General features: G+C 55.7%; 27 protein-coding genes and 2 pseudogenes. 8 read left to right on the forward strand and 21 right to left on the reverse strand.

The window, feature by feature from the left end:
• Window positions 1-212: 212 nt before the first annotated feature.
• The gene (locus ECTOBSL9_RS16305) at window positions 213-1,166 is read right to left on the reverse strand and encodes a toll/interleukin-1 receptor domain-containing protein (protein ID WP_082829669.1); all 954 of its coding nucleotides are present in this window, start codon (window positions 1,164-1,166) and stop codon (window positions 213-215) included.
• Between the two features lie 273 nt (window positions 1,167-1,439).
• Between ECTOBSL9_RS16305 and ECTOBSL9_RS17780 the strand changes: the two genes are divergently transcribed.
• From ECTOBSL9_RS17780 to ECTOBSL9_RS16790, 4 genes are all read left to right on the forward strand, one after another.
• Entirely contained in the window at window positions 1,440-1,973 is a 534-nt protein-coding gene (locus ECTOBSL9_RS17780; RefSeq protein WP_371258991.1) for a DUF6431 domain-containing protein, read from the forward strand.
• Between the two features lie 230 nt (window positions 1,974-2,203).
• The gene (locus tag ECTOBSL9_RS01225) at window positions 2,204-2,587 is read left to right on the forward strand and encodes a hypothetical protein (RefSeq protein ID WP_063463526.1); all 384 of its coding nucleotides are present in this window, start codon (window positions 2,204-2,206) and stop codon (window positions 2,585-2,587) included.
• On the forward strand, window positions 2,584-2,949 hold the full coding sequence (gene tnpB, locus ECTOBSL9_RS01230) for an IS66 family insertion sequence element accessory protein TnpB (protein ID WP_063463347.1): 366 nt from the start codon (window positions 2,584-2,586) through the stop codon (window positions 2,947-2,949). Before ECTOBSL9_RS01225 ends, tnpB begins: the two co-directional genes overlap by 4 nt.
• 59 nt (window positions 2,950-3,008) lie before the next feature.
• Window positions 3,009-3,341 (forward strand): hypothetical protein, encoded by a 333-nt coding sequence (locus ECTOBSL9_RS16790; protein ID WP_156500008.1) that lies wholly within the window; start codon window positions 3,009-3,011, stop codon window positions 3,339-3,341.
• Here the strand turns inward: ECTOBSL9_RS16790 and ECTOBSL9_RS17785 are convergent.
• The 4 genes and pseudogenes from ECTOBSL9_RS17785 to ECTOBSL9_RS01255 form a co-directional block, all read right to left on the reverse strand.
• A pseudogene (locus tag ECTOBSL9_RS17785) lies at window positions 3,305-3,514 on the reverse strand (IS3 family transposase); the annotation flags it as partial. The gene ECTOBSL9_RS16790 and the pseudogene ECTOBSL9_RS17785 sit on opposite strands and share 37 nt — an antisense overlap.
• A gap of 70 nt (window positions 3,515-3,584) precedes the next feature.
• Window positions 3,585-4,720 (reverse strand): IS3 family transposase gene (locus ECTOBSL9_RS01240; RefSeq protein WP_371258969.1). Its coding sequence is split into 2 segments (ribosomal slippage): window positions 3,585-4,444 and window positions 4,444-4,720, totalling 1,137 coding nucleotides; the frame shifts between segments, so codons are not numbered across the junction.
• A 31-nt stretch (window positions 4,721-4,751) separates the two neighbouring features.
• Window positions 4,752-5,633, reverse strand: a complete 882-nt coding sequence (locus ECTOBSL9_RS01250) for an IS3 family transposase (protein WP_063463528.1) — start codon at window positions 5,631-5,633, stop codon at window positions 4,752-4,754.
• Window positions 5,630-6,121 carry a transposase gene (locus ECTOBSL9_RS01255; protein ID WP_063463529.1) on the reverse strand — a complete coding sequence of 164 codons (492 nt, stop codon included), beginning with the start codon at window positions 6,119-6,121 and terminating at the stop codon, window positions 5,630-5,632. The genes ECTOBSL9_RS01250 and ECTOBSL9_RS01255 overlap by 4 nt, the downstream gene beginning before the upstream one ends.
• A 64-nt stretch (window positions 6,122-6,185) precedes the next feature.
• Between ECTOBSL9_RS01255 and ECTOBSL9_RS01260 the strand changes: the two genes are divergently transcribed.
• The gene (locus ECTOBSL9_RS01260; protein ID WP_168161514.1) at window positions 6,186-7,292 is read left to right on the forward strand and encodes an IS66 family transposase; all 1,107 of its coding nucleotides are present in this window, start codon (window positions 6,186-6,188) and stop codon (window positions 7,290-7,292) included.
• 34 nt (window positions 7,293-7,326) lie between these two features.
• Here the strand turns inward: ECTOBSL9_RS01260 and ECTOBSL9_RS01265 are convergent.
• The 15 genes and pseudogenes from ECTOBSL9_RS01265 to ECTOBSL9_RS01330 form a co-directional block, all read right to left on the reverse strand.
• Window positions 7,327-7,536, reverse strand: a pseudogene (locus ECTOBSL9_RS01265) (transposase domain-containing protein); the annotation flags it as partial.
• Window positions 7,537-7,690: 154 nt separating this feature from the next.
• Complete coding sequence (locus ECTOBSL9_RS01270) at window positions 7,691-8,698, reverse strand: tyrosine-type recombinase/integrase (RefSeq protein ID WP_063463532.1); 1,008 nt, start codon at window positions 8,696-8,698, stop codon at window positions 7,691-7,693.
• Entirely contained in the window at window positions 8,695-9,651 is a 957-nt protein-coding gene (locus ECTOBSL9_RS01275) for a tyrosine-type recombinase/integrase (protein WP_063463533.1), read from the reverse strand. The genes ECTOBSL9_RS01270 and ECTOBSL9_RS01275 overlap by 4 nt, the downstream gene beginning before the upstream one ends.
• On the reverse strand, window positions 9,648-10,901 hold the full coding sequence (locus tag ECTOBSL9_RS01280) for a tyrosine-type recombinase/integrase (RefSeq protein ID WP_168161515.1): 1,254 nt from the start codon (window positions 10,899-10,901) through the stop codon (window positions 9,648-9,650). Before ECTOBSL9_RS01280 ends, ECTOBSL9_RS01275 begins: the two co-directional genes overlap by 4 nt.
• 412 nt (window positions 10,902-11,313) lie before the next feature.
• A complete protein-coding gene (locus ECTOBSL9_RS01290) occupies window positions 11,314-11,721 on the reverse strand; it encodes a hypothetical protein (protein ID WP_063463536.1) in 408 nt (135 codons plus the stop codon).
• Window positions 11,722-11,769: 48 nt separating this feature from the next.
• Window positions 11,770-12,216, reverse strand: a complete 447-nt coding sequence (locus tag ECTOBSL9_RS16310) for a carbamoyltransferase C-terminal domain-containing protein (RefSeq protein WP_082829672.1) — start codon at window positions 12,214-12,216, stop codon at window positions 11,770-11,772.
• A gap of 79 nt (window positions 12,217-12,295) precedes the next feature.
• A protein-coding gene (locus tag ECTOBSL9_RS01295; RefSeq protein WP_371258969.1) for an IS3 family transposase occupies window positions 12,296-13,431 on the reverse strand; the annotation gives its coding sequence in 2 pieces (ribosomal slippage) (window positions 12,296-13,155 and window positions 13,155-13,431; 1,137 coding nt in all).
• Between the two features lie 31 nt (window positions 13,432-13,462).
• Entirely contained in the window at window positions 13,463-14,743 is a 1,281-nt protein-coding gene (locus ECTOBSL9_RS16315) for a carbamoyltransferase N-terminal domain-containing protein (RefSeq protein ID WP_082829673.1), read from the reverse strand.
• Window positions 14,740-15,321, reverse strand: coding sequence for a hypothetical protein (locus ECTOBSL9_RS16795; protein WP_156500010.1), 582 nt, complete (start codon window positions 15,319-15,321; stop codon window positions 14,740-14,742). Before ECTOBSL9_RS16795 ends, ECTOBSL9_RS16315 begins: the two co-directional genes overlap by 4 nt.
• Before the next feature lie 95 nt (window positions 15,322-15,416).
• Complete coding sequence (locus ECTOBSL9_RS01305) at window positions 15,417-16,106, reverse strand: endonuclease/exonuclease/phosphatase family protein (protein ID WP_240481023.1); 690 nt, start codon at window positions 16,104-16,106, stop codon at window positions 15,417-15,419.
• 75 nt (window positions 16,107-16,181) lie between these two features.
• Complete coding sequence (locus ECTOBSL9_RS01310) at window positions 16,182-16,916, reverse strand: hypothetical protein (RefSeq protein ID WP_063463537.1); 735 nt, start codon at window positions 16,914-16,916, stop codon at window positions 16,182-16,184.
• An 80-nt stretch (window positions 16,917-16,996) separates the two neighbouring features.
• Window positions 16,997-17,635, reverse strand: coding sequence for an HNH endonuclease signature motif containing protein (locus ECTOBSL9_RS16320; RefSeq protein ID WP_168161517.1), 639 nt, complete (start codon window positions 17,633-17,635; stop codon window positions 16,997-16,999).
• A gap of 120 nt (window positions 17,636-17,755) precedes the next feature.
• Window positions 17,756-18,469 (reverse strand): hypothetical protein, encoded by a 714-nt coding sequence (locus ECTOBSL9_RS01320; RefSeq protein ID WP_063463539.1) that lies wholly within the window; start codon window positions 18,467-18,469, stop codon window positions 17,756-17,758.
• Between the two features lie 32 nt (window positions 18,470-18,501).
• Complete coding sequence (locus ECTOBSL9_RS01325) at window positions 18,502-19,740, reverse strand: hypothetical protein (RefSeq protein ID WP_063463540.1); 1,239 nt, start codon at window positions 19,738-19,740, stop codon at window positions 18,502-18,504.
• A 109-nt stretch (window positions 19,741-19,849) separates the two neighbouring features.
• Window positions 19,850-20,317: a hypothetical protein gene (locus tag ECTOBSL9_RS01330; protein ID WP_063463541.1), complete on the reverse strand. Its 468-nt coding sequence runs from the start codon at window positions 20,315-20,317 to the stop codon at window positions 19,850-19,852.
• A gap of 182 nt (window positions 20,318-20,499) precedes the next feature.
• Here ECTOBSL9_RS01330 and ECTOBSL9_RS01335 point away from each other — a divergent pair, with 182 nt between their 5' ends.
• Together ECTOBSL9_RS01335 and ECTOBSL9_RS01340 are read left to right on the forward strand one after the other, a co-directional pair.
• Window positions 20,500-20,925 carry a phage integrase N-terminal SAM-like domain-containing protein gene (locus ECTOBSL9_RS01335; protein WP_063463542.1) on the forward strand — a complete coding sequence of 142 codons (426 nt, stop codon included), beginning with the start codon at window positions 20,500-20,502 and terminating at the stop codon, window positions 20,923-20,925.
• A gap of 95 nt (window positions 20,926-21,020) precedes the next feature.
• Window positions 21,021-22,217 (forward strand): IS4 family transposase, encoded by a 1,197-nt coding sequence (locus ECTOBSL9_RS01340; protein ID WP_063463543.1) that lies wholly within the window; start codon window positions 21,021-21,023, stop codon window positions 22,215-22,217.
• A gap of 62 nt (window positions 22,218-22,279) precedes the next feature.
• Here ECTOBSL9_RS01340 and ECTOBSL9_RS01345 read toward each other — a convergent pair whose 3' ends face one another.
• On the reverse strand, window positions 22,280-23,689 hold the full coding sequence (locus tag ECTOBSL9_RS01345) for an IS66 family transposase (RefSeq protein ID WP_205631985.1): 1,410 nt from the start codon (window positions 23,687-23,689) through the stop codon (window positions 22,280-22,282).
• Here ECTOBSL9_RS01345 and ECTOBSL9_RS01350 point away from each other — a divergent pair.
• Window positions 23,670-24,737, forward strand: coding sequence for an integron integrase (locus tag ECTOBSL9_RS01350; RefSeq protein WP_371258992.1), 1,068 nt, complete (start codon window positions 23,670-23,672; stop codon window positions 24,735-24,737). The two genes, ECTOBSL9_RS01345 and ECTOBSL9_RS01350, sit on opposite strands and share 20 nt — an antisense overlap.
• Window positions 24,738-24,917: the final 180 nt, after the last annotated feature.

A 24,917-nucleotide genomic window follows, 5' to 3' on the forward strand; every position in this document is an offset into this window, starting at 1 on the left:
ACCGAATTGACGTGTCCCTGTCAAGAATTGCGAAGGATAGGGAGAGTGATGCACCTCCCACAAGAACGTTCCACCATGCATATTCAGAGCTCATCCGGTAGCTTGATTGCGACGCCCAACGTTTGGCGTAACCTCGGACCCCATAAAGTGGCGTGAGGAACGAACGGAACGCCGCTTTATGGGGTCCGAGGTTACGCCTTTGTTGGGCGCAGTTATTGTTGAAGTGGCCGTATAAAAAGACTCCAATAATATTCAGCCGCGCCTTGTTGGGATAGAGCTTCATCCTTCCTGTTACCGTACATTTGCATGCCAAGTGGCTTGAGCTGCAATGTGTATCCATCATCAATGACAGTGCACTGTTCATTGAACGAATTTCTTTGTACGTCCGCCGTATGAGAAAAGGCTATACCGGAAGAGCCAAATCCACTTTTGCCATAATATACAGAGCACTCTGAGACTCGTTCGCCATTATCATAAATAAATGAAGAAAAACTTGTTTCATCCAATCTCTTGAATCTAACCTTTATGTGCGGATTTCGTGACGCAAGCTCTTGGAGAGAGCCATCAAAATAGCGTGCAATATACTCGTAACTATCTTCTAAAAACTGATCGCGCTCATGATCGTCAAATTTCTTCTTTATGCGCAAATCACTTGATCGGTCACCTTGGAGTTTTCTCGCTCCAACATCTACGGAAAAGGCACCATTATTTTGGATAGAGGCGGGCTCTTGTACAGCTTCAGCAGCATTACGTACATCCTTTGCCACAATACTGAAGGCCTCATGCGGGTTGGCGAACATTGATATTGCCTTACCGTCTGTAGGAGTTGCTCTTAAGTTACCAAATGGAGCGGAATGCCAATCACAAGGATGAACAATTACCGGAATGACTATTGAACTACCATTCTCATGCTGTTCGATTGCGCGAGCCATCTCTTTTTCGTAGCAATAATCGGATGCTAGAAAGTGAGCACTGACAAGCAGCAATATAATCTGAGAGTTTTCTAACTCATTGCTTATGACTTGACCGAAATCACTTCCGGCTGTAATTCGCCGATCATGCCACGAAGAAATGGCTCCTTGACGCCTGAGTAAAGCCAAATGGGTTTCAAGCTCATTACGCATTTCTTCGTCTTTGTGAGAATAAGAAAAGAACAGCTTTGCCATAAGACTTCTTCTTTTTTGAAAGTAACCATCCCCCGGCAAAGCCGGGGGCTTTGAATCCTGAATCCGTGGCCAACCCCGTCTGCCGAACCGGAAACCGGCTGTTACGTCCCGCACTGATCCCGCTTGCCACCCCCTCGCCATCCCAGGTTCCTTGAGGGCCTGTTAAAGCACATCCCCGCCTTCAATCCGGGACATCCGGGTCAAAGAAAAGGCCGGTGCACCTCTGGTAGTGTGAAATCTTCGACCAAATCACAACACCAAAAGGCACCGGCCATGGCTTTGATCCTGCCAGGGATTGCGTCCCTTGAGCAACACTTATCGGCCCTGTTGACTCATCCCGAGGGCTATCGACCCAAGCCGTGTCCGCATTGTGGTCGCGCCGGGCTGTGGTGCCACGGGTGCTATGGCCGCAAGGCCGACCGGGATCGTGGTGGCACCCTGAATCCGATTCCCATTACGCGATTTCGATGCCCGGGGTGTTGCCGCACCTGTTCGAGGTTGCCCGAGTGCATTCCCCCACATCGTTGGTATCTGTGGGCGGTACAGCAGTGGGCATTGCTGACACTCCTGGCGGGGCGTTCCTGCCGCGCCCTGAGCCGGGAGGGGATGCTGGGCAGGCACACCCTGGGGCGGTGGATGCACCGTTGGCGGGAGCGGTTTCACCTGCACGCCTTTGCCTTGTGTCAGCACGACCCTGGGTGGGGGCGTTATCCCGGCATGGCCACCTTGTGGCCGGCGGTGCTGGCCTGCATGCCGCTGTCAGGGGCGATGATCCGGGTACAGCATGTCGGGATCGCCATCCCATGAAGGCACGGGGATGCCCGTGGCGGGACAGGGGGTCAGTCGTGTTTCCATGACTCCACACAGTCTGCCCCTTGGACGGGGGGGGCGCTGGGTTTTGCTGGGCGTTCCCTATCCGGCCCCAGGAGGCCTGCCCATGAAAATCGTACGCGTCCGCTAGAACCCATATTTCATAGCCCGCCCTGATCCCCCATCGTCTCCGGCACGATCTCAAGCAACCAAGGAGATGTGCCGGCATGAACAGAGGTGTCCGACAGCGCAAGCGCGCTTTCTGGAAGGAGTTGGTCCAGCAGTGGGCGGCTTCAGGCCAGAGCAAGGCGGCCTTTGCCCTTCAGCACGGGGTCACCCCCCAGCAGTTGTCCCAGTGGGCAGTGCGCTATCCGGAATGGGTGGTGGCCACAGTCGATTCCAAGGCGGAGCATTCGCCCTCGAAGCCAGCTGTCGGGACGCAGCGCTTTTTGACGGTGCGCACGGTGGAGGACGACCCTGATCCCGTGGACCTGTCGCCGCAGCCCGGCGGACCGGTGGTTTTGGCGCTGAGAAATGGCCGTCGACTCGAGTTGTATCCGGGGTTTTGCGCCCAGACCCTGCAACGGGCCATGGAGGTCCTGGAAGCATGATCGCGTGGCCCACGGGCGTGGCCATCCACCTGGCAGTGGCGCCGGTGGATTTCCGCAAGGCCTTCGATGGTCTGTGCATCGAGATCGTCGAGGCCCTGGAGCGGGATCCGCTCAGCGGTGAGTTGTTCGTCTTCCGCAACCGGGCCGGGGACAAGCTCAAGGCCCTGTACTGGGATGGCCAGGGCTTTGTGATGATCTACAAGCGCCTGGAGAAGGGGCGCTTCAAGTGGCTCCAGCAGGTGGATGGAGATGCAGAGGGTGAGGTTCGGCTCTCCCGCAGCCAGATGCAGGCGCTGTTCGAGGGTATCGATTGGCGGCGCCTGGAAACCCCTCGAAAATGCCTTGCCACAGCCACCCGCTGATAGATAAATACCATCAACAAGTCAGCCACTTAGCGCTTTCGGAATGGTAAAATGCGGGCATGTTCAAGGGCGCTGCACAAGACCTGCCGACACCCCCTTCCGGCCTGCGCGAATCGCAGTTCCGCGCTGCCCTGGCGGACCGTGATCAGCTCATTGAGCAGCAGTCCCAGCTACTCGCCCAGCAGCAGTCCACGATCAATGAGCTGAGCGAACAACTGGAGAATCTCAAGCGCCAGGTCCTTGAGGCCCAGCGCAAACGCTTCGGTCAAAGCTCCGAGCGCGGGTGTTACCTCCAGGAGGATCTCTTCCACCCGCAGGAAGCCCCCGGCGGCTGTCAAGGTTGTTGGAACCCGGGTCATGCAGCCTCTAATGAGACACGAGGATCATTTTGAGTTTCAGGGTTGAGCCACACCGGACCCACCGGCGTCCAGTTACGGGTCTCACCGGACCAGCGCTCGGGTTTGGCGGCACGGGCAGCCTGGTAGAGCTGGTGACGGCGCGCCAGGATCTCGTGATCCAGGCCTCGATGGCGTTCGTCAGGCGTGACGTAACGGATCCCACTGTGAAGTGGACCCCATCCACTGGACCACCTGACAGGGGGGTTAAGCTCTAACCGGGGTTGTAGCTCTCAGGCGTCAGGCCGCCCGAGTCAGAGGTTGGTTGAAGTAAACCTCATCCGGTGTTGCGTCGTCCAGCCCCTGATGGGGCCGCTCGGCGTTGTACCAGGTGAAGTACTGCTTCAGATCCTGGCGTAAGTGGACGCCATTATCAAAGGCCTTCAGGTAGACGCACTCGTACTTCACGCTGCGCCAGAGCCGCTCCACAAAGATGTTGTCCTGGTAACAGCCCTTACCGTCCATGCTGATCTGGATTTTGTGGTCTTTCAGCACCTGGGTGAACGCCTTGCTGGTGAACTGGCAGCCTTGGTCCGTGTTGAATATCTCGGGTCGCCCATGGCGTGCCAGAGCCTCCTCAAGGGCATCAATGCAGAAGTCGGTGTCCAGGGTGTTCGACACACGCCAGGAGAGCACACGACGACTGTGCCAGTCCATGATGGCCACCAGGTACATGAACCCCCGGGCCATCGGGATGAACGTCACATCGGTCGCCCAGACCTGGTTGGGACGATCGATCACCAGATCCCGCAGCAGGTAGGGATAGATCTGGTGGCCCTCGCCCGGTCGACTGGTGCGCGGCCTCGGATACACGGCGTGCAGGCCCATCTGGCGCATCAGCCGCTGGACTCGCTTGCGGTTTACCGGGTGGCTCAAGCGGTTGAGGTAGGCCCTCATCCGCCGCGAACCATAGAACGGCCTTCGCAGGTATTCCTCGTCAATCAGGCGCATCAGCTCCAGGTCGCTATCCTGGGTCGGCTTGGGCCGGTAGTACACCGAAGAACGGCTGATGTCGAGCAACTGACACTGTCGCCGGACGCTGACATCAACCGCCTGCGGCTCCACCAGGGCCTGTCGCTGGGCCCGGCTCAACGACCGAGCCTGCGTGATAAAAAATCGCGTTCCACCGTCAGCTTGCCGATCTCACGGTACAGGGTGTCGATCTCCTCCTGAGTCTTCTGGGCCGCCTTGCCCCCACCCTTGCCCTCGAAGATCCCCGTCGCCTTGTCCAGCAACTCACGCCGCCACTGACTCACCATGGTCGGATGGATCTCGAAGCGGGCTGCCAGCTCCGAGGTGGTCTGTTCCCCTTTGAGGGCTTCAAGGGCCACCTTGGCCTTGAAGTCGGCGCTGTATTGCTTGCGTTTCCTGCTCATGATCAGATTCTCCTGTCGGAATGATCAGAGCTTAACCCCTGGTCCGAATCTTGGGGTCCACCTCACTGTGGCGATGCTCATGGTTGTACCATTGGACAAAGTGATGGACCCATTCGCGGGCTGCCTCAAGGCTCTCAAAGCCCGTCGTCGGATAGTCGGGGCGGTACTTGCAGGTACGGAACATCGCCTCGGAGAAGGCGTTATCGTTGCTCACGCGCGGCCGACTGAAAGAGGGGTTGATCTCGAGCTTTTGCAGGGTGGCCAACAGCGTGGAGCCCTTCATGGCCCCGCCGTTGTCGGCGTGCAACCTGGGAGGCGCATGGCAGCACTGCTCCCGGAGCACGGCCCGTCGGATCAGGATGCTGCTGTTATCGGCGTTCTCCGATGCAAAGACCTCACTATCCACAATCTTGCGGCTGTAGATGTCGATGATCATGTACAGGTAGTAGAACTGGCCTCGCACGGCTGTGGGCAGGTAGGTCACGTCCCAACTCCATGTTTGCAGCGCCCCATCCGCCCGGTGTCGCGGCGGTGGACCGGGTTGCCGGGGCGGCGCCATGCGCCCCCGGTGATGCTGTTCATTGGCGTCGTGCAGAATCCGGTAGAAGGTGGATTCCGAGGCCAGGTAAGTACCCTGGTCGGCCAGGCGTGCGACGATCTGAGCCGGCGGCAGACTGGCAAACTCGGGCTGATGACACACGTCCAACACAGCCTGGCGCTCTGCATCACTCAAGGCCTTCGTGGGCTTGGGTCTGATGGCATGAGGCCGCTTGTCCTGGCCACCCGCTGCCCAGCGCCGGTAGGTGTTCAGTCCAATGCCCAACTCGGCACAGGCGCTTTTCAGGCGCGCTCCGGCAGCATGAGCCTCATTGACCAGTTCAACTGCTTGCTGGCGATCCCGGGTGCTGGTCATTCTTCCTCTTCCCCCCAGATCGCCCGGGCCTTTTTTCGCAAGGTCAGCAGCGCTGCCGTTTCCGCCAGGGCCGCCTCCTTGCGCCTGAGTTCCTTCTGCAAATCCCGGCTGCGCTTGCGCTCCTGCTTGAGTTCTTCGCTCTCCTGGCGTGACGCTGCCCGAGTCCTTTCATTGGCGCCCTCGCAGCTTTGCCGCCAGCGCCGGATCTGTTCCGGATACAGGCCACGTTGGCGGCAGTACTCCGCCAGTTCCGTCTCACTGAGCGCGGCGGTTTCCAGCACCGCATTGAACTTGTCACGGGAACTCCAGCCTTCGGAGCCGGCACCGCTCTCCGGCAGGAGCTGGCCATCATCACGGGCCTGCTTCCGCCACAGATACAAGGTAGCCGCGCTGATCCCTTCTTCCTCTGCCACCTCGGAGATGGGCCGGTTGTTGGGCGGGAACAGCTTCTTGAGCACTGCTTCCCGGCGTTCTTCGGAGTACTTCATCGGAACCCTCTCGTCGCCCCCTTCAGGGTTTAAGATTCTAACAGCAGGTCAGGTTCCAACTACTTTGCCAGCGGGGGCCCCGATCCCCGAGCAAGACGAAGAAGAAACCACCGAGGCGCCCAAAAAGCGGCGCAAGACCCAGCCCCCTCGAGGTCGCCGTGTCCTCCCACCGGAATTGCCCCGGGAGACGCAGCGCTACGACTACGACGACGAAACCCGGGCCCAACTGGAAGCCCAGAACGGCGGCCCGCTGGTGGAGATCGGTGTCGAGGTGACCGAGACACTGGAGTACCAACCCGGGCAGCTGTACGTGAAGCGCCACGAGGTGCCCAAGTATGCGATCCAGGGGGATGACGGGGAGCGCACCATCGTCTCTCCATCGCGCCCTTCGCCACCGATCCCCGGCGCCCAGGTGGGTGCCAGCCTGCTGGCCCATACCGTGATCAGCAAGTTCGCGGATCATCTGCCGCTCAACCGCATCAGCCAGCAGCTGGCCCGGGATGGTTACGACGTCCCCCGCCAGCGGCTGTGCGACTACGTGCTGCTGTCCGCCTCGGTCCTGGCCCCGCTGGCCGACCTCGTTCGCCAGGATGCCCTGGCCAGTCCGGTACTGCACAGCGATGACACCACGGTGCCGCAACTGGAGAAGGGCCGACGACAAACCCGAACCTGTCGCCTGTGGCTCTACCTGGGCCGCGGGCGGAAGGACGGCATCATCCCGGTGTTCTACGACTACACCACCAACCGATCCCAGGAAGGTCCGCTGGAACACCTGCGTGACTACCAGGGCTACCTGCAAGCCGATGCCTATGCGGGCTACCTCAATGCCGAACGGATCCAGGAGGCGCTGATCTGGTGTGCCTGCTGGGCCCATGCCAGGCGCCCGTTCGAAAAGATCGCCCGCAAACACAAGAAGCACGGCCGGGTGCATCTGGTGATGAAGCTGATCACGGCGTTCTACCAGGTGGAGTCGCGCCTGCGCGAACAGGGGATCACGGACCCCGAGCAGATCCGCGAGGCCCGCCAGCGCCGCACGGTGCCCATCCTCAAGCGCTTGCGTCGCCTGCTGGACCGCAGCCTGCCCAGCCTGCCGCCCCGGGGAGACTTCGCCAAGGCGATCGGTTATGTCCTCAACCACTGGCAGGCCCTGATGCGCTTCACTGAGGAGTAAGCGCCAAGGAACCGACCCCCTTGCGGGATTGGAATTAGGCTGCTTTGGCTGCCGGCAGCTGCACGTTCCAGGGCAGCAGTGCTTCGAGCTTCTCCACCGTATCGGCCTTGGCAATGTGCTCCAGCACATGATGGATATAGGCCGAGGGCTCCAGGCCATTGGCTTTGGCCGTTTCGATCAGTGAGTAACAGGTGGCACTTGCCCGGGCCCCCTGCGGGGTATCGGCGAACAACCACGCCTTGCGATTATGCGCAGCTGCACATAACTGTAATTATGCCCAGCACCCGATTATGCGCAGTTGTCCTGCCTGGCCCCGACCACGATCCAGCATCAATGCCCCTCGAGTGCCAGCAGCTGGACCGTGGTTTTCTCATAACACTCAGAAAGACTGCGCATAATCACAAGCTGTCGAGGAAGGCCAGCACGTCTGGCTTGGGTACGAAGCGCGGTGTCGTCGTTTCCGGTGGCTGCAGGCTCGCCAACGCGCGCTCCTTCATGTCCAGGTCGGCCTCGAGATACTGGTGTGTGGTCGTCACCTGCTCGTGACCCAACCACAGGGCAATAACCGCCAGGTCGACACCCGATTGCAGTAGATGCATGGCGGTAGTGTGACGAATCACATGCGGTGACACCCGACGACCTTTCAGGGCGGGGCAGTGTGCGGCGGCCTGCGACACCGCCAGTTGCAAGCGCTGTTCCACACCGGATCGGCTCATGGACTGACCACCTCGGTTCAGCAGTATCGGCTGCATCCTGTCACTCGAGAGTGTGACCATCCACTCATCCAACGTCTGAGCCGTGCGCTTCCACAGCGGCACCACTCGCTCCTTGCGCCCTTTGCCGTGCAGCTGGATGGCCTGTGCGTGCTGTGTATCGACATCCCCACGACGGATGCTGATGAGCTCAGAGACGCGTGCACCGGTGTTGTAGAGCAGCAGGATCAGCAGGCGATCCCGTTGCCCCGTCCAGGTCTCGGCGTCCGGTGCCGCGAGGATAGCCTCCATCTCGTCACGTGACAGAAACCCGACCACTGGTCGCTCGAAGCGCTTCATGGGAATGGCCATCACCCGCTGTACCTGCGCCAGGAACGCGGGTTCTTGTAGTGCCACATAGTGGAAGAAGGCCCGGATAGCCGCGAACCGCGCATTGCGGCTGCGAATACAGTTGTGGCGATGAGTCTCGAGGTGATCGAGGAAGGCCAATACCAGGGAGACATCCAGGTCATGGAGGCACAGCGTGCTGACGTCACGACCGAGGTGCTGCTCGGCAAAGCGGAACAGCAGCCTGAAGGTATCGCGGTAACTGGTCACGGTCCGAGCACTGAGGTGTTGCTGTTGCTGAAGGCGCTGGCAGAAAAACCGCTGTACGAGCCGGGCCAGATCGGTTTCAGACGTCGTCGATCTCATGGCTGATCCTCCTCTGACGTGGCGGCCGCCAGTTCGAAACGCTCAGCGGCAATTGCCATCAGTGCCGGGATGCCGGTGAGATACCAGTAGGTGTCGGAGACCTTGCAGTGCCCCATGTAGGTGGACAACTGTGGCAGCCTCTGGTTGACATCCACCCCTTCGGCGTACCATCGCAGCAGACACCGGCAGGCAAAGGTATGCCGTAGATCGTAGAGCCGCGGCTTAGGACCGGCCGCTGGCTTGTCCCAGCCCAGCTGTTGGCGAATGAGATGAAAGGCGTAGCGCGCCTGAGCCCCCGTGATGGGACGGGCGTTGTCGAACACGAAGAAGCCAGACGCCTGAGCAACTCCTAGGCATCGTTGCCGCACGCAAAGGTATTCAGCCAATGCCTCCGTGGTGCTGGCGTGGAGCGGAACCAGGCGGGATTTGCGGAATTTGCTTTCGCGCACCTCGACCATGCCCCGCTCCAGGTCGATATCCTGGTCCTGTAACCGCAAGGCCTCGCCGAGGCGAAGACCTGTTGCAGCGAGCAAGCCAAGCAAGGTGTGCATGGTCACCGGCCGAAGCCCCTCGATGGGGGACAACGCTGCCGTTGCCGCCAGCAGTTGCTTGAGCTCCTGCGAGGAATAGATGTGCGGTGGTAGGCGACGATGGGCCGGTCCGAAAAGCCGAGCGGGTGGAATCTCCGTCTGTGGCTCGAACAACTGACAATACTTGGCGAAGGGCCGTAGCGTTTCCAGGCGCCGGGCGGGACCCAGCCCTTCCGGTGTGAGGGAGGCATTGGCCCAGTCGACCGCCAGTGCCAGGGTCAGGGGGCCCTGATGGTCCCGTTGCTCGGCAAAATGGGCAAAACGCTCGAGCTGCTGGCCTTCGATGGTCAAGGTGAAGCCCAGGGCTCGGCGTGTCCGCAGGTACGCGGCCACCCGTTGATGCATGCTGCTCCAGTGCGTCATGACCATTCCTCCGGCCAGGGCTGCGCCACGCAGGTCAACTGCGGCAGATCGACTTTGGTGTAAATGGCCGTGGTGTCGATGCTGCGGTGGCGCAGCACATCGGCGATCTCCTTGATCGAACAGCCGCTTTGCAGCATGCGCCGGGCAGCGGTGTGGCGTAACACATGGGTGCCGCTCCAGGGCAATATGGCGCGCTGGAAAGCGCGACGCATGGCGCCACGCACCGTCGTAACGGCGACGGCTTGACCCAGAGGGGCACGGTGATGGACGAACAGGGCACGGCTGCTCGAGGCCGGTCGACCATGACGCAGATAATCGACCAGACTTTCGCCGGTCGATTTCGGCAGCGGCAGACGATCGACGCGGCGGCCCTTGTTGTGGGCCAGCGTCAGGACCCCACCACGCCAATCGATCGCCTCCAGATCCAACTGCGCGACCTCATGACAACGCAGCGCCATGTCGGCGAGACACCGCGCCATGGCGTAATCACGTTTGCCGATGGCGATGCTACGGTCGAAGACGGCCCAGAAACGGGCCAGTTGTTCGTCATCCAGTGCCGGTGGCAGGGCCGTGAGCGACCAGCGGGCCGGAGACGGGATGGCATCCCCGAGGTTGTCGACCAAGGTTCCATCGAAACGCAGGAAGCGCAGATAGCTGCGTAACGCCCCCACCAGAGCAGTCGCCGTCAGGCCGCGTGCCCTAGATGCCCGGTCAGTGACGTAGTCGATCAGGACCGGTGGCGTGATGTGATCGACGATCAACGGGCCCGCCCCGAACATATCAGAGAGGAATTGCCGTACCTCGCGGCACCGGCCACGGCGCGTTTGCACCGCCAAGCCGCAGACGTCGCGCAGATAGGCATCGAAGGCAATGATTGATGCCTCGATAGCCGTCGGGGGCGGCACATCGCGTTGGATCACGCGGGGTTGGCCATGCATCGACAGAAGCTGATTCAGTGCTGCCCGGACTGTCTTCCGCCAGCGAACAACCGGAGAAACGCAGCGGCAAGCTGGCAAATGCTCATCGAGAAAGACACGCACGGCCTCGGTGCTGACCGCCTCTGCCAGCGAGGAGGCCGCGATAGGGTGCCATTGCAGATAATGCACCACCGCATTGCGGTAAGCCTTCGTCGTACTGACGGTATGCCCTCGTCGTTCCAGGTGGGCGATATACCGGTCAAGCACGTCTGTGTCAGCGCTCGATAGTGCCGATTGCGGTATCTGAACACGAATATATGGATGGTCTGACATGAGTACCCTCCGACAGGGTGGCGAATGGTACTCAAAGCTTATGTCTTGTGGACCCATTCCTCCGGGCAGAGATTTCTATTCATAGTCAGTGCGTTACAGATAAAGCGTCCGAATAACTGCGCATAATCGAGAACTGGGCATAACTTGCGCCAATACACAAACCGGCCATAGGCCAGCGACTCCTGCTTGCAGTAGGCCATCCCGGATAATCCGGACGACCGCCACTGCGTGATATGCTCCTGCCAAAGTTCAGCTCGCTTGCCGGCCATACTGATTCCTCCTGAGACTGTGGGGGATCAGTGTGGTCAATCTCAGGCCGGCAGGGTAGGTGCTGATTCTCTGGCGCTTACGTTTGACATATCGGGAATCGCTCGAACACTCAAGAGTGCCAACACTCAAGAGTGCCTGTCCTTCACTTTTTTTCCCCGATCCTCTCCCAGGCTTCGCTGTACTCATCCACGCAGTACGATCTTGGCTGAAGCCAATAACTGACGCGGCCATCCTTCTCGCCTCGGTGAGCCAACTCCTTGACCTCGTCTGGGCCAAGAACATAAGTTTTCGGGTCTTTGCCAATGTTGTTAACAATGACCCACCAGTCTCCCATGATCTTATCTAAGCTCGACCCAAGCGGTACAGGAGCTCGCTTTGTAAGTGCTTTCACCTGAACGCCAATAAACTCTCTGCCAGTTTTGTCATAGGCAATTAGGTCTATACCTCGGGCGTTCCTTGCAGTTGGCATCACATTCCACCCCATTCGGGAAAGGTGGTAGCAGACATAATACAAACCGATATTACCGGTTACTTGAGTCTCGAGCTTCACACAGCCTCTCTTTGCGTCTTAACGTCCAGCGTAACCGGCAGCGTAAAACTACAGAACGAAGTGGCGTAGCTTTACGCTGTCCGAGTTGACGCTATTGTTAGGCTTTTCAAATATTGTTCCATTAATAACAGCAATATCAATATCGGTGTTTAAAAATAGATCATATGTATCTTCTGGTCTTTCAGTTATCGGCATACCATTACCATTCAAGCTTGTGTTTAGAAGTATAGGAATCCCTGTTATATTCCCATGCTCCATTAATAAGTTGTGTAATAGCGGATTATCATTTAAATGTAATGATTGAACTCTAGCGGTCCCATCTATATGTGTAATCTCTTCTAGTTGATCCCTGTATTTCTGGGTTACTGGCACAGCTTGGAGCATTAGAGAGGTTAGTCGGGAAGGCATGCCATCAAAAAAACGGCTGAAGCTTTCTTCAATAACCACTGGAGCAAGAGGGCGGAACAACTCACGCTTCTTGATTTTTAAGTTAATGTAATCCTGAAGTGGACCCCATCCACTGGACCACCTGACAGGGGGGTTAAGCTCTAACCGGGGTTGTAGCTCTCAGGCGTCAGGCCGCCCGAGTCAGAGGTTGGTTGAAGTAAACCTCATCCGGTGTTGCGTCGTCCAGCCCCTGATGGGGCCGCTCGGCGTTGTACCAGGTGAAGTACTGCTTCAGATCCTGGCGTAAGTGGACGCCATTATCAAAGGCCTTCAGGTAGACGCACTCGTACTTCACGCTGCGCCAGAGCCGCTCCACAAAGATGTTGTCCTGGTAACAGCCCTTACCGTCCATGCTGATCTGGATTTTGTGGTCTTTCAGCACCTGGGTGAACGCCTTGCTGGTGAACTGGCAGCCTTGGTCCGTGTTGAATATCTCGGGTCGCCCATGGCGTGCCAGAGCCTCCTCAAGGGCATCAATGCAGAAGTCGGTGTCCAGGGTGTTCGACACACGCCAGGAGAGCACACGACGACTGTGCCAGTCCATGATGGCCACCAGGTACATGAACCCCCGGGCCATCGGGATGAACGTCACATCGGTCGCCCAGACCTGGTTGGGACGATCGATCACCAGATCCCGCAGCAGGTAGGGATAGATCTGGTGGCCCTCGCCCGGTCGACTGGTGCGCGGCCTCGGATACACGGCGTGCAGGCCCATCTGGCGCATCAGCCGCTGGACTCGCTTGCGGTTTACCGGGTGGCTCAAGCGGTTGAGGTAGGCCCTCATCCGCCGCGAACCATAGAACGGCCTTCGCAGGTATTCCTCGTCAATCAGGCGCATCAGCTCCAGGTCGCTATCCTGGGTCGGCTTGGGCCGGTAGTACACCGAAGAACGGCTGATGTCGAGCAACTGACACTGTCGCCGGACGCTGACATCAACCGCCTGCGGCTCCACCAGGGCCTGTCGCTGGGCCCGGCTCAACGACCGAGCCTGCGTGATAAAAAATCGCGTTCCACCGTCAGCTTGCCGATCTCACGGTACAGGGTGTCGATCTCCTCCTGAGTCTTCTGGGCCGCCTTGCCCCCACCCTTGCCCTCGAAGATCCCCGTCGCCTTGTCCAGCAACTCACGCCGCCACTGACTCACCATGGTCGGATGGATCTCGAAGCGGGCTGCCAGCTCCGAGGTGGTCTGTTCCCCTTTGAGGGCTTCAAGGGCCACCTTGGCCTTGAAGTCGGCGCTGTATTGCTTGCGTTTCCTGCTCATGATCAGATTCTCCTGTCGGAATGATCAGAGCTTAACCCCTGGTCCGAATCTTGGGGTCCACCTCATCCTTGACCCCGACTCTCGCTGGTGAAGCTAGAATGCTTCGATTTCCCAGCGCACGCGGTCCATATTCAGACCTTCCCCAGTGCCACGCAATGACATGCCCCTGCGCCAACTTTTTGGCAACGTAGGAGATCAATTCTCCTCTATCTTCATATATCATCCCTTCAGGGTAATTAGCTGAATCACCAGTGTCAGTCCTAGGCCCCAAGTATGGGCTGAATGTCTTCGGCTCATACTCCTGCTGTAGCACTTCAACATGTGCATAGATTGCTGCTCCTAGCGCTATGCCATCATCGCCAGCAGCTGAAATACAAAAAATATTCTTGAATCCAGAATCACAAACCAACCTATTGTTTGCGACACAATTTAAAAAGACGCCGCCAGAAACACATAAATAATTCTGACCAGTCAACATTCTTGCTTGCTTGGCTCTAAAGAGAACAGCTTCTTCTACAGCTATCTGAGTAACACTGGCTAGATCGGCATAATGCATCACATCGCTTTTAGATGTTGAATCGACCTCTTGTAAGAATGAAGACTTTACGCAAACATTATTCCGACTGATTGCTATAGCCCGCTTCCAGTCCTTGTCTTTTCCGTACGGTGCTAACCCCATCGTTTTCCCAGCATCAAAACGGGATCCAAAAATTTTCTTTGAAACATAGCTATATAAACGGCCAATGCTGATATCTTCTTTAGAAAACTGCCCTGTGTTATGAGTTGACAGGCGGCGCAATACTGGATGCACCCGATGACCAACTGCATTATAAATAGTCATGCTTTCATGCGCTGTCCCTAAATACTTTCCAGAAAATATACTCTCGTTTTCTATTGGGCAAGCTCCAAGGTCACTCAAATACTTAATATGCGTGCCTAAACCATCCATAACGAGAATGGAGCTTTGTCTAAACCCGGATGAATAATAGACACTATAAGCGTGGAGCAGGTGGTGGCTTTCACATACACAATACTGCTTTGACTGTTCTTTTAGTTTTTGTAAAGCAATCTTGCTTTCTTCATTTTTGAGACACTCTTCCAGTCCGTGTCTGCACACAACTACAGCGTCTAGTTCTTCATATTTAACTGCATAGTCATTAAGGACTTTTGCAATACAGTTAAAAACTGAATATGAATGGTGTTTTTTCTTTGTAATTCGTTCTTCCGCGATAGAAGCTACGGGCTCTCCATCGATTAAAAGAACTGCAGATGCATCAAATGCGGGGTTAATCCCTAGGCAAATGCTACTCATAAACCAGGCCCCAGAACCTTTCCCCAGGGTAAATATACGCTGGAATCAGGCACACGATATCGAAACCAATTTGGTGCTTTACCTGCGTCTATAGACAATTCTGTAGCTAGCAAGGTGGCCCAGCGCAAGTTATCAGAATCAAACCCTTTTCCGATTAAATATTCTGTTACTTCTTTTATTGTATCGCCGGTAAGCGATGCACCATCTACAATCAGAATTTTCTCGTTCTTGTTTTTCAAGAATTCACTAGAAAACGCTATATCCCATTTCGTCGTTGAAACAGTCAACTTTGTCTTTGGTACAGTCCCGTTCTTATTTGGTATTGCAACGTGAAGAGGAAGATAAACTCCCTTTTTTGCCATTAACAGACTTGCGATAGTGCAGCCTGGCGCGGAAACTGTAAGTATTCTATCAGGCTTATATTCTGAAATACCTTTTTGGTATATATATTCAACCGCATTTTCTACATCTTGCCACGTAAATCTACGAATACGCTCTTCAAGCTTCTTCGCCTTAACTCCAAAAAATACGGATGCAATAATGCCAGCGACACCAATTACCAATCCGAGTATGTCCACTATTTCTCCAGTATTATTCTGTAGCCTAACACCCGGCTCACGCGCCGGCTTGGAGCCGCGAAGCGGCGGAAAATCGGTCGCTGTGCAGCCGATTGTTAACTGTTGATGCTCAACGTCAATGGCACGTGGTCACTTATTGAAATCCACTCGTCATGCTGACCGACCTGCAAAGTACATTCTTCCGTGAAATCAGACGAAGTAAAAACATAATCAATGTGGTACGCCTTCTCGCGGTTCCGCTGCAAGAAAAATGTTGGGCTGGTCTCGTTTCCCTGCTCTTCCTCGAAGACTCGATGATACTGGCTCTTGAAACCCATCTCGTTAAGCTCAGCAACCACGTCCGAATGATTCCACCAACGGTCAGGCTTATCCCAGCGCACATTGCTATTAAAATCGCCGAGCATGACTGTCTTTGGCCCGCTAAGGTCTTCACGGTGGTTCTGAAGGTACTTCCAGAATTGCCCCATGTAGCCAAATGCTTCTTCATTGCGCCCCTTCGTCCAGACGGCCAGCACAGTGAAATCTCCGTCGATGGTGAAAGGTAGAAAAAGCCTGAGATCTTCCGTGTTCCAATTCAGTGTTTCACTCTTGCTCAGCAGCCCAGGCACAGAAAAACTGCGGCTCCAATCTAACTTTTCAACTCGATGACCGTTTCGAGGAAAAATGCCGATACCACGATTTTTTGACTCGCCCACCCACAGGTATGAGCCTGCCCAATCCTTATAGGCGGGAGTTGATAGCGCAGGGTCTTCGCATTCCTGAACCACCAAGACATCAGCTTGCAAGATCTCTGCTTCTGCAAGCTTTCGTCTCAGTGCCCCATTACAGTTCCAGGTTACTAATTTCATAGATAGAGACAGTTAACGCCTGCCTTCAGCCGCGCCGTCCTCGGCGTCGACTGGAAGGCCTTGTTCGACTTTTCTAATCTTAAGCATCTGATTCCCGCCTCGCTGGAATTCGTAGGAGACCTGTACCTGCATAACCTCGTACCCCATAGCCCGAAAGTGCTTCATTACCGGATCGACGTGAGGGGAGGGCGTGGCTCCCAGCTGAAGGAGGGGAAATATCCGCACTTCTCCGGACACGCGACTCAGTTCGGTAATGGTCTCAAGATGGAACTTGAGATCGAGATGGTCGCTATAAAGAAACAGGAAGTGTGAAGCCAACGCAAGGCCGAAGCTGTCATCAGGAAAAGCCAAGGCGGGAGCGGACTGCGCGAGATATCTCCCGCTGCTCCGGCCTTGTGGGTAGTCTTCAAGGAAGTCACGCATCGCCGCCATCCGAACCTTGCCCAGTTCTTCAACGGAGTGGATGTGCTCCCAGACGAACTCAGCTTCGTTCTGACGTGTTTGCCGTATAACATCATTAAACGTCTCGTCGATTCGTTGTCGGATATCTTCTGCTCCAAATGCGTAGAGCGGATCTACCGAAACAACCGCGCCTCCGCGCCTTGTCAACTCGGCATTGAAACCGGCAGGACCATCACCGCACCCAAGAATTGGCCTAGTGAGGTCATCCTTCGAGAGTGCAAAAATGTCCACGTATTCTTGGAACGATCGACCCCAGGGTACAATCTGCTTCAGTTCAAATGCCATCCGATCTCTCCTGCGGTCGAACGTTGAAAATCACCGGACGCCAAAAAGCGCAGCTTTTTGGCGTCCGGTGCATTGCCTTGTTAGGTTGCATTACGGCGGACTTCACGCACCGACCGATGACCGTGCTTGTATAAGCCGTTCGTATTTCCATCCAGCGATTTGCAGCGAACCGCGAAGCCTTCTTCGAGCACCTTCCGCACCATAGTCTCTTCGTCCACCTCTTCGCTGGCCTCAAGAGTATTGCCGACCGTCCCGCCAGCAGAAATTCTGAATGCGATAGTTCCAGTCTCACGCCTCTTCATTTGAACCGGAAAAACTTCCGTCCCATTGTTGAGAACAAAACTGAATCTTCTGGATATTCGCTCTTGCGCGACAGGCATATTAATTTCCATTTTGAGTTGCTGAACTGATTTAGCAGGTCCTACCGGTGCACGGCTGAGCGCTCCAGCATTCTTGCGAAAGTTGCATTCGTAGCACTCTGCCTGAATATTGGAAATGTCGTCCGATCCACCGTGATAAATCGGCGTTTTGTGCCCCTTGGTCCAGGGGTGTTTGTAACGTGGATCAGGTCGAGGAGGAATCACAGCCCATGATCTGCCACACACTGCGCAGGTCGGACTGCTTGCAAGAAGAGACTTCCATTCGGCGCTTGTATGAGAGCCGCCATTTTTCTTGATTCTCTCGGCCCGAACTTTCGCGCGCTGGTTACGGCATTCCATGCAACGATTCCAGCTGTTAAATCGAGTCCCGCCGCACTTTGTGCAAATCATGGTCTGCAACCTAACGTCTATGATAAGCGGCGCGGCCACGGTCCTAGCCCCGCTTTACCGGCCACCAATTTAGCCCGCGTCCGCTTGAGCATTTTGTTGGGCCATTGGCTTCCACTCTTGAACGCCGTAGCCCTGATCAGATAGTCTCTCAATACCTACTCTATACTTGCGAAGGAAATACAGCGTGGTCATGTTGGTTCCGGAGAGCTTATCGTGCTCCTGGCAATACTGACGTAGCGAATTTAGATAGATAGTGATTGTGCTGAAAGCTTCATAGCATATGACCAATGGCTCGTTGCGACTTACCTGCCCGTTTGATGCGTGTAATCTATCTTTAACCTGTTTTTCGGAGGGGATTACGGCTCGCCATTCGAGAAAGGTTATATTCAGAAAGGCATCAGTTCCTGTAGCATTAACTTGCTCTTGTTTATAGGTGACGTTGATTGTCAGCTTATCAAGTTCAGCCTGAATATCTTTTTCTATTTTTTGGACGAAGCGCATCAGATCCAGCCTGTTGCTTTGCGACTGCAAACTTTTCATCTCAGCTTGATGCGCTCGTTCTCTCTGCAACAATGCGAATGCAGCGACCATTATGGTGATTGGAGTAAGCACTCCGCCAATAAAAGTCCCGTACGCCGCAAGCTGATTAGGCTCTATTGCTGTAGGTAGGACCGAGTTATCAAATACCACTAGAGCAACAGAACCCAGAAAAATAACGAGTAGGAACCCAAGCAAAACGATTGTGAATGGTCTCATTTGCTCCCCGCCCAACGCCGCAATCACGCGCTCGTCGCGTGCATTGCCTTGTTAGCTGCCTATCTTGGCGTGTGGTACAACATGACTGCGATTCTTACCGCTCTATTTCTGTCACCATTTAGGTGAAATGAGTAGTTTAGCCAAGTCTCATCAATCTGATCTTTATACTCGATGAAATTTTGATGCTCACTGATAGCTTGCTTTGCAGTTTCAAGGGCGGACGTAAAATCTTTATTTGGTACAAACATGATCACCGCGGCTTTAGAGTCTCTCCACGTTAAATATCCGAGTAACTGGGTGATTGTATCTAAGAAATTCTTTTGTCCGCGCCAAAACTTGCACTCCGCAATAAACACGTTTTTACCTTCGTAACGCAGAAGAATGTCAGTTTTCCCTGTTTTATTAAAAGTTTCACCTGTAGCAGAACCCTCAAAATTGGGCTCAAGCATCATAAGAAAGTGATCCCTTAAATGCTCTTCTTCTTTTCCTGCGTAGAGGCTCGGGAGGCGTTCAAACTCTTTTCCAACATCATGAATTAGTCGAAGTATGTCTGTATATGCTGATTGATCAAGGCTTGGCTCGGGCTTGTAGCCAGTCTCAGCTACAGCAGGGCGACTGAAAGTTACTTTCTTACGCTTTTGCGGTGTGGGAACAGAAAATGTTGAAGAAACATTGCCAGCCTTTTTAATAGGTACACCTAAAGAAGCCAGCACATTACTTTTTGCTAGGATTCTCTGCTTTCTTGCTTCAAACGCTTGTTTAATTTGTGAATGTAAGACCGAGTTATAACGCTCCACTTCTGAGGAAACGTTCCCAAGTTGCTGCATAATGCTTCGGATGTTTGAATCTCTATCTCGGCCTATGCTTTCTGCATTATCACTAAAATTTATTATTTCAAATGAAAATTCGTTACCTGCAATCTCCACATCCATCGACCATAAGACTCGTGTACTAGGAGCGCATCTAAGGAGGTCTAGGTTACCGCTAAACGGAATGTGGAATTTAATCACATCTTTCTTATAGCTTTTCCCTGAGTAAACATGGAACGATTGCGGAAAATACTCAGCTGGAATCATTTGCTCCGATGACGAAGCATAAATCTGGTCTACATGAATCTCCAAAGGGTCAACAAACGCCTCGTCTACCTTGTACCTTACATAGTCGGATTCATTCACGTTAAGAAGGTAGTCATCCTGTTCATTTTCGATGGAATGAATTACTGAGGATTTTCTTTCCTTCATGTAATCTCTCAAGTCTTTTTCAGCGAAAATTGCTATTTTTCCGTAACCGCGCCTCATATTCTCTCCGTTCCTTTTACAGCTAACGTTTAAGCTAAGCGGCGCGGCTTTAGCCGCGTCCGGTGGAGCGCGAAGCGCGGAACGAACTTGAGCGCCATGTTATGTTGCGTTATCTAATGTTCACTGTGAAAATATTGGCCACATGCAAGATGGAAAACAGCAGGCCAAGAAGGATTACAATTACGTGAGGAAGCGCTACATGGGCCCGGAACATAATACGCAATAGACGCTTCGTTCCTCCAGTTTTCAGTCTCTTATTCCAAACTCTTCCAATCTGCATTGGTGCAAGAAGAGTCTTCTCCCCAGAGAAATGATCTTCTATTTCTCCGGTACGCTGATAATATGCGTATTGAAATAGTTTCCAATATCCTTCAAGCAACCAAAACAGCAAGGCGCTGATTGTGGCAAGTAGAAGAACGAGCGGCACATTTACAGCGTAGGCTCCGCCCAATGCGGCGAGGCTAAACGTAACACTCCAAGTCTTTATGGTGATCGCTTTCGAATCGAATTCCTGAACTACATTTTGTAGGTAGAGGTATTCTTTCGCGAGTAGCTTGTTCAGCTCAGATGTGTCCAATTTCTGTGAACCTCCCTAGCAACATAACAGTTAATTGGACGGAATCCGCCTTCCCCAGGATAGACAGATTCCGCATAGCATGGCTTCAGGCTTTGCCTGCGTAATGCGCCGAAGGTTGCCAGCCATACCCCGGGTGTTGCATCATCAAGCATCACCTACACCTCATGAGCGGAGCCAAGGACATGGCCACCCCCACTCTTACGGAGAAAGAGCGCGCTTTCTGGTCTCGGTTCAGCAAGCATCTGATTCAAAAAGGAATTAAGCCTGACTCGGTACGTTGGTATCGGATTCGGGCGGAGCAGTTCATCCGTGCTTTTCCTCGCCGACGACTCGCTTCCCTCACCTCTGACGATGTATCGGCCTATCTGCTCAAGGTAGGCGAATCCCCCAGCCTGAAGCCCTGGCAGTACCTGCAGGTCATCGATGCTATACAGATTCTGTATAAGTTGGCACACACGGAATGGAGCCAGACTTTCGACTGGGACTACTGGCGTGCATCGGCCAGAGCGCTGGAACCCCAGCACGCGACCCTGGCCCGGGAATATGTACCGCTCACGCCGTCTGAGTCTGAGGTATCCCCACGTTTTCGCAGGCAGAATTCCTTGTGAAACAGTGGGATAAGAGGAGGTAGGGGTGGACATGCACCGGCAAGATCGTGATTCTTTAAGGTTACGAAGCCGAAAAAGAAGCACGAAACAAGCCGATGCACGCCACGGACCTGATTCACGCAAACTTGGGGGTTGCTTGTCAATCCATTCACCGCACCCGCTTCAACGCGCTGTTGACCGCGACGGCGGCGGCCCTGGACGGGCAGACCACCTCGGTTACCGGTCTTGGCCGGGCATCGCAGCGGCAGATCACAGAAAAGGCGAGCATCAAGCAGATGGATCGGCTGGTGGGTAACCCCAGGATGCATCAAGAGGCGGCGACGGTTTATCAGGCCATGGCTCACTGGCTGGTTGGCCAGGAAGAGCGCCCGGTGATTCTGGTGGATTGGTCGCCGGTGGCAGTGGATGAGAGCATTCACGTGTTGCGCGCCTCGGTGCCCGTGGGTGGCCAGGGAAGAACCCTGTACCAGGAGTGCCACCCTCAGGCCAAGTACGCGAACCGCCAGATTCAGGAGGATTTTTTGAAGCACCTCTCGGAGGTTTTGCCCGCCGGAGTCTGCCCGGTGATCGTCACGGACGCCGGCTTCAAGAAACCCTGGTTTCGCGCCGTGGAGGCCTTGGGCTGGGACTGGGTGGGCCGAGCGCGAGGCCTGGTCCAGATGACGCGGCCAGGCGAGGACACCTGGCTCAATACCCGCGAGTTGGGGTGCTTGCTGGATGAGAATCAGCCGACCCACATGGGTGCCTTTGCCATGACTCGTAACGATTCGTTGGTGTGCCAGGTGTATGGCCTGCGCAAGACTCTCCAAGGGCGTATTCATGCGACCCGGTCTGGTCAGCGTGCCCAGAGCGGCAAGAGTCGCGCGCATGCAGCGGGCGAACGGGAACCCTGGGTGATTGCTACCTCCCTGCCAGGAGGGTCGAAGATCACCGACCGGGTGATAGCCCTCTATTCGCTGAGGATGCAGATTGAAGAGGATTTTCGAGCCAGCAAGAACGAGCATTATGGACTTGGCGTGAATCGCTCCAGGTCCCGCTCCGCGCAACGATTTGATGTGCTGTTGCTGATTGCTGCCCTGGCCAGCTTCGCAGCCTGGTTGGTGGGCTTGGCAGCAGAGCACGAGGGACGCCACCGTCATTACCAGCCGAACACGGCCAAGCGACGGGTGTTATCCCACTTTTTCCTGGGATTGAGGATATTGCGGCGGGAATCCGCCAACATCCTCGACGACACCTTACACCGCATCAGATCGGCCATACGAACTGTGTTTGCCGCTGGGATCCCTGCATGATTTCGTGGGGATATCCCAGCGTCTGAGTTCGCCCAGCATGTGGGTGAAAAACGGGTAGCTGTTCAGGCTGTCGCAGCCAGCCGCAGGACTTCGAAGGGGTTCTGTCCGCGTAGCTTGCTGGTTTCCCATACCGAGCGAATGATGCAGAAAGCCCGGGTGCCACCCATGGCCCGGAAGCCGCCGATGACCTTCAGCTTCACCTTGATGGGGCGCACCATCCGCTCGGCGAGGTTGTTGGTGAAGGGGATTCGCCAATCGGTCAGGAAGCGCCAGATGGACTCGCGAAAGTCACGCAACCTCACGAGCAGGTTGGTGGCGGGATGCTGCTTGATACGCCGCCGGCTGCCATCATCAGGCACTTTGACCGGCTTGGCCGCCAATCCCTCGGCCACCTGTTCGTCGTAGGCCTTGAGAAAGGAGTCGACCTGGTCGCTTGGCAAGGTGGTCAGGCCCTTTGCCTTGGCCTGTGCCACGGCGTCATTGGCCTGGAGCAGCGATTCTCGGAGCAGGCGTGGCCAGAGATGGCCGGTGAGCTCATCGCTGTAATTCAATTCTCGAAGATGATGGGCATTGCACAGGACATGCTCGCAGTCCTTGTAGCGCCAGTAGGGAGCCCAGTGATCATGCACCGCCACCCCTTTGAAGTGGGGAAGAATACCGGCCTCATCCATGGCCTCATGCCCCCGCTTGGTGTGGGCCGTGTAGTACACCGCATCGGTCGTGGCGGCCACGTGGAGCCAGTGCAGTCGACCCTGCACCCGCAGCCCGCTCTCATCGAAATGGGCCACGGCGGCCTGACGGATCTGGTCACCGGCCGCCTGATAGGTCGCCTCCAGGCCATCGGCCATCCCCAGAATCCAGTTCTGCAACGTCCCTGCGGAGGGCGCCACGCCATACTGGTCTCCCAGAATCTGACTGGTACGCTGCAAGGCGACAAAATGCCCCTGGTTCAGGCCAATCGCATAGGCCTTCAGGCGCGGACCATAGCTGATGTTGGGCGTCACACCCGCCGGAAACTCGCCCAGATGGCGACGGCCACAGCCGCACACCACTTGCATCCGTCGGAATTCGGTATAAATGGCCCGAGGCTCGGGAATTTCAATCTGCTGGCGACGTTCCTTCATCGTGGCCGGCAACACGCCCAGATCGCAACCACACGCACAGCGACCCTGGGGCAGCAGTTCCTCCACCGCATCCGGGTTATCCACCATCTGCCGGGTCGCGCCTTTGTGGCCTTTTTGGCCACCACTGGATCTTTGGCCCTTTTGCCGCGGTTGGGCCGGACCTTTGCGTGGACCGTCCGAGGATGGAGGCTTGCTGGAGTTGCGACTGTTCTTCTCGACCTTCTTCTCCAACTCGGCCAATCGGGCACTGAGCGTCTCCAGCGCATCGAACAACTGCAGGATCAGCGCATCCTTCTGCGCATGGGTCATGCCGTCGAGTTCTGCTTGCGTGGGGCGCTGGAGCTTCATACAGGGCAGGATAGCCTATCGAGGGAAAAATGGGCAGACTGCGGGCAGGGAGCCTGAACAGTTACAAAAACGGTTTGCGCCCCTGATCCTGGCGCATCAGCCGGTTTTTGAAAAACTGATCACCGTGATGCGAACGCGCAATATGTCCATCCGGACAGAAAAAACCTATATGGGCTGGATTTGCCGATTCATCCATCATTCCGATGGACAGCCTCCCAGTAGCTTGGGGCCTGCGCAGGTAGCGGATTTCCTCCAGTATCTGGCGGTCACACGGAACGTGGCGGCCAGCACTCAGAACCAGGCGTTGAACGCGCTGGTCTTCCTGTTCAGCAAGGTGCTTGAGCAACCCCTTGGCGATATTGGCCCCTTTTCCAAGGCCAAACGCCCCAGGCGATTGCCCTCGGTGCTCTCCAGGGACGAGGTGCGGCGTTTGCTTGGCGAATTGTCGGGGGTTCCCTCCCTGGTCGCCTCTTTGCTCTACGGAACTGGCATGAGACTGATGGAATGTCTGCGGCTTCGCGTGCAGGACGTAGAATTTGACCGGGGATTGATCGTGGTGAGATGCGGCAAGGGGAATAAGGACCGGATCGTGCCCTTGCCGGAATCGCTGGTTGGCCCGTTGACGGAGCACCTGGAAGCCGTGCGTGCACTGCATGCCAGGGATGTTGAGCAGGGATTGGGGGAAACAGTCCTGCCCGATGCGCTGGCGCGCAAGTATCCCAATGCCCCTCGCGAATGGCGCTGGCAGTTTGTGTTTCCCAGCGGTCGGCTCTCGGTAGACCCTCGCTCGGGAAAAGCCCGACGCCACCACCTGCACGAAACCGCTGTGCAGAAGTCCGTCAAAGGTGCCGCTAGAAGGGCGGGCATTCACAAGAAAGCCAGTTGCCACACCTTGCGGCACAGTTTCGCGACCCATTTGCTGGAGCAGGGTTACGACATCAGAACCGTTCAGGAACTGCTGGGGCACAGCGATGTGTCCACCACACAGATTTATACCCATGTGTTGAACCGTGGAGGCCTTGCCGTGAGAAGTCCCCTGGATGTCTGAAACGACACGCCGTGCCCTATGCTGTCTGGCCAGCGGGGCCTTCCCCAGGTATCTACCCTCGCCTGCTTTGCACCATTCAGGCTGCTCGGGCTCCGTGTGCTCCATGTCCTGTACCGTTGGGTGTTGGAGCGTCAAAGATTAGCTGATTTTGTGACCCATTTCAGGTTTCAGGCATGCGCT

Origin of the sequence: Ectothiorhodospira sp. BSL-9 (genome assembly GCF_001632845.1) — a bacterium.
In the GTDB taxonomy this organism is placed as follows: Bacteria; Pseudomonadota; Gammaproteobacteria; order Ectothiorhodospirales; family Ectothiorhodospiraceae; genus Ectothiorhodospira.

Excerpts from the sequence above, each read along its gene's own strand:
- ECTOBSL9_RS01255 (WP_063463529.1), bottom strand. The coding sequence starts at position 6,121 with ATGAAGTACTCCGAAGAACGCCGGGAAGCAGTGCTCAAGAAGCTGTTC.
- ECTOBSL9_RS16305 (WP_082829669.1), bottom strand. The coding sequence starts at position 1,166 with ATGGCAAAGCTGTTCTTTTCTTATTCTCACAAAGACGAAGAAATGCGT.
- ECTOBSL9_RS01310 (WP_063463537.1), bottom strand. The coding sequence starts at position 16,916 with ATGGCATTTGAACTGAAGCAGATTGTACCCTGGGGTCGATCGTTCCAA.
- ECTOBSL9_RS01345 (WP_205631985.1), bottom strand. The coding sequence starts at position 23,689 with ATGAAGCTCCAGCGCCCCACGCAAGCAGAACTCGACGGCATGACCCAT.
- ECTOBSL9_RS17780 (WP_371258991.1), top strand. The coding sequence starts at position 1,440 with ATGGCTTTGATCCTGCCAGGGATTGCGTCCCTTGAGCAACACTTATCG.
- ECTOBSL9_RS01335 (WP_063463542.1), top strand. The coding sequence starts at position 20,500 with ATGGCCACCCCCACTCTTACGGAGAAAGAGCGCGCTTTCTGGTCTCGG.
- ECTOBSL9_RS01270 (WP_063463532.1), bottom strand. The coding sequence starts at position 8,698 with ATGAGATCGACGACGTCTGAAACCGATCTGGCCCGGCTCGTACAGCGG.
- tnpB (WP_063463347.1), top strand. The coding sequence starts at position 2,584 with ATGATCGCGTGGCCCACGGGCGTGGCCATCCACCTGGCAGTGGCGCCG.
- ECTOBSL9_RS01340 (WP_063463543.1), top strand. The coding sequence starts at position 21,021 with ATGCACGCCACGGACCTGATTCACGCAAACTTGGGGGTTGCTTGTCAA.
- ECTOBSL9_RS16315 (WP_082829673.1), bottom strand. The coding sequence starts at position 14,743 with ATGAGTAGCATTTGCCTAGGGATTAACCCCGCATTTGATGCATCTGCA.
- ECTOBSL9_RS01325 (WP_063463540.1), bottom strand. The coding sequence starts at position 19,740 with ATGAGGCGCGGTTACGGAAAAATAGCAATTTTCGCTGAAAAAGACTTG.
- ECTOBSL9_RS01225 (WP_063463526.1), top strand. The coding sequence starts at position 2,204 with ATGAACAGAGGTGTCCGACAGCGCAAGCGCGCTTTCTGGAAGGAGTTG.
- ECTOBSL9_RS01275 (WP_063463533.1), bottom strand. The coding sequence starts at position 9,651 with ATGACGCACTGGAGCAGCATGCATCAACGGGTGGCCGCGTACCTGCGG.
- ECTOBSL9_RS16790 (WP_156500008.1), top strand. The coding sequence starts at position 3,009 with ATGTTCAAGGGCGCTGCACAAGACCTGCCGACACCCCCTTCCGGCCTG.
- ECTOBSL9_RS01250 (WP_063463528.1), bottom strand. The coding sequence starts at position 5,633 with ATGACCAGCACCCGGGATCGCCAGCAAGCAGTTGAACTGGTCAATGAG.
- ECTOBSL9_RS16320 (WP_168161517.1), bottom strand. The coding sequence starts at position 17,635 with ATGGAATGCCGTAACCAGCGCGCGAAAGTTCGGGCCGAGAGAATCAAG.
- ECTOBSL9_RS01280 (WP_168161515.1), bottom strand. The coding sequence starts at position 10,901 with ATGTCAGACCATCCATATATTCGTGTTCAGATACCGCAATCGGCACTA.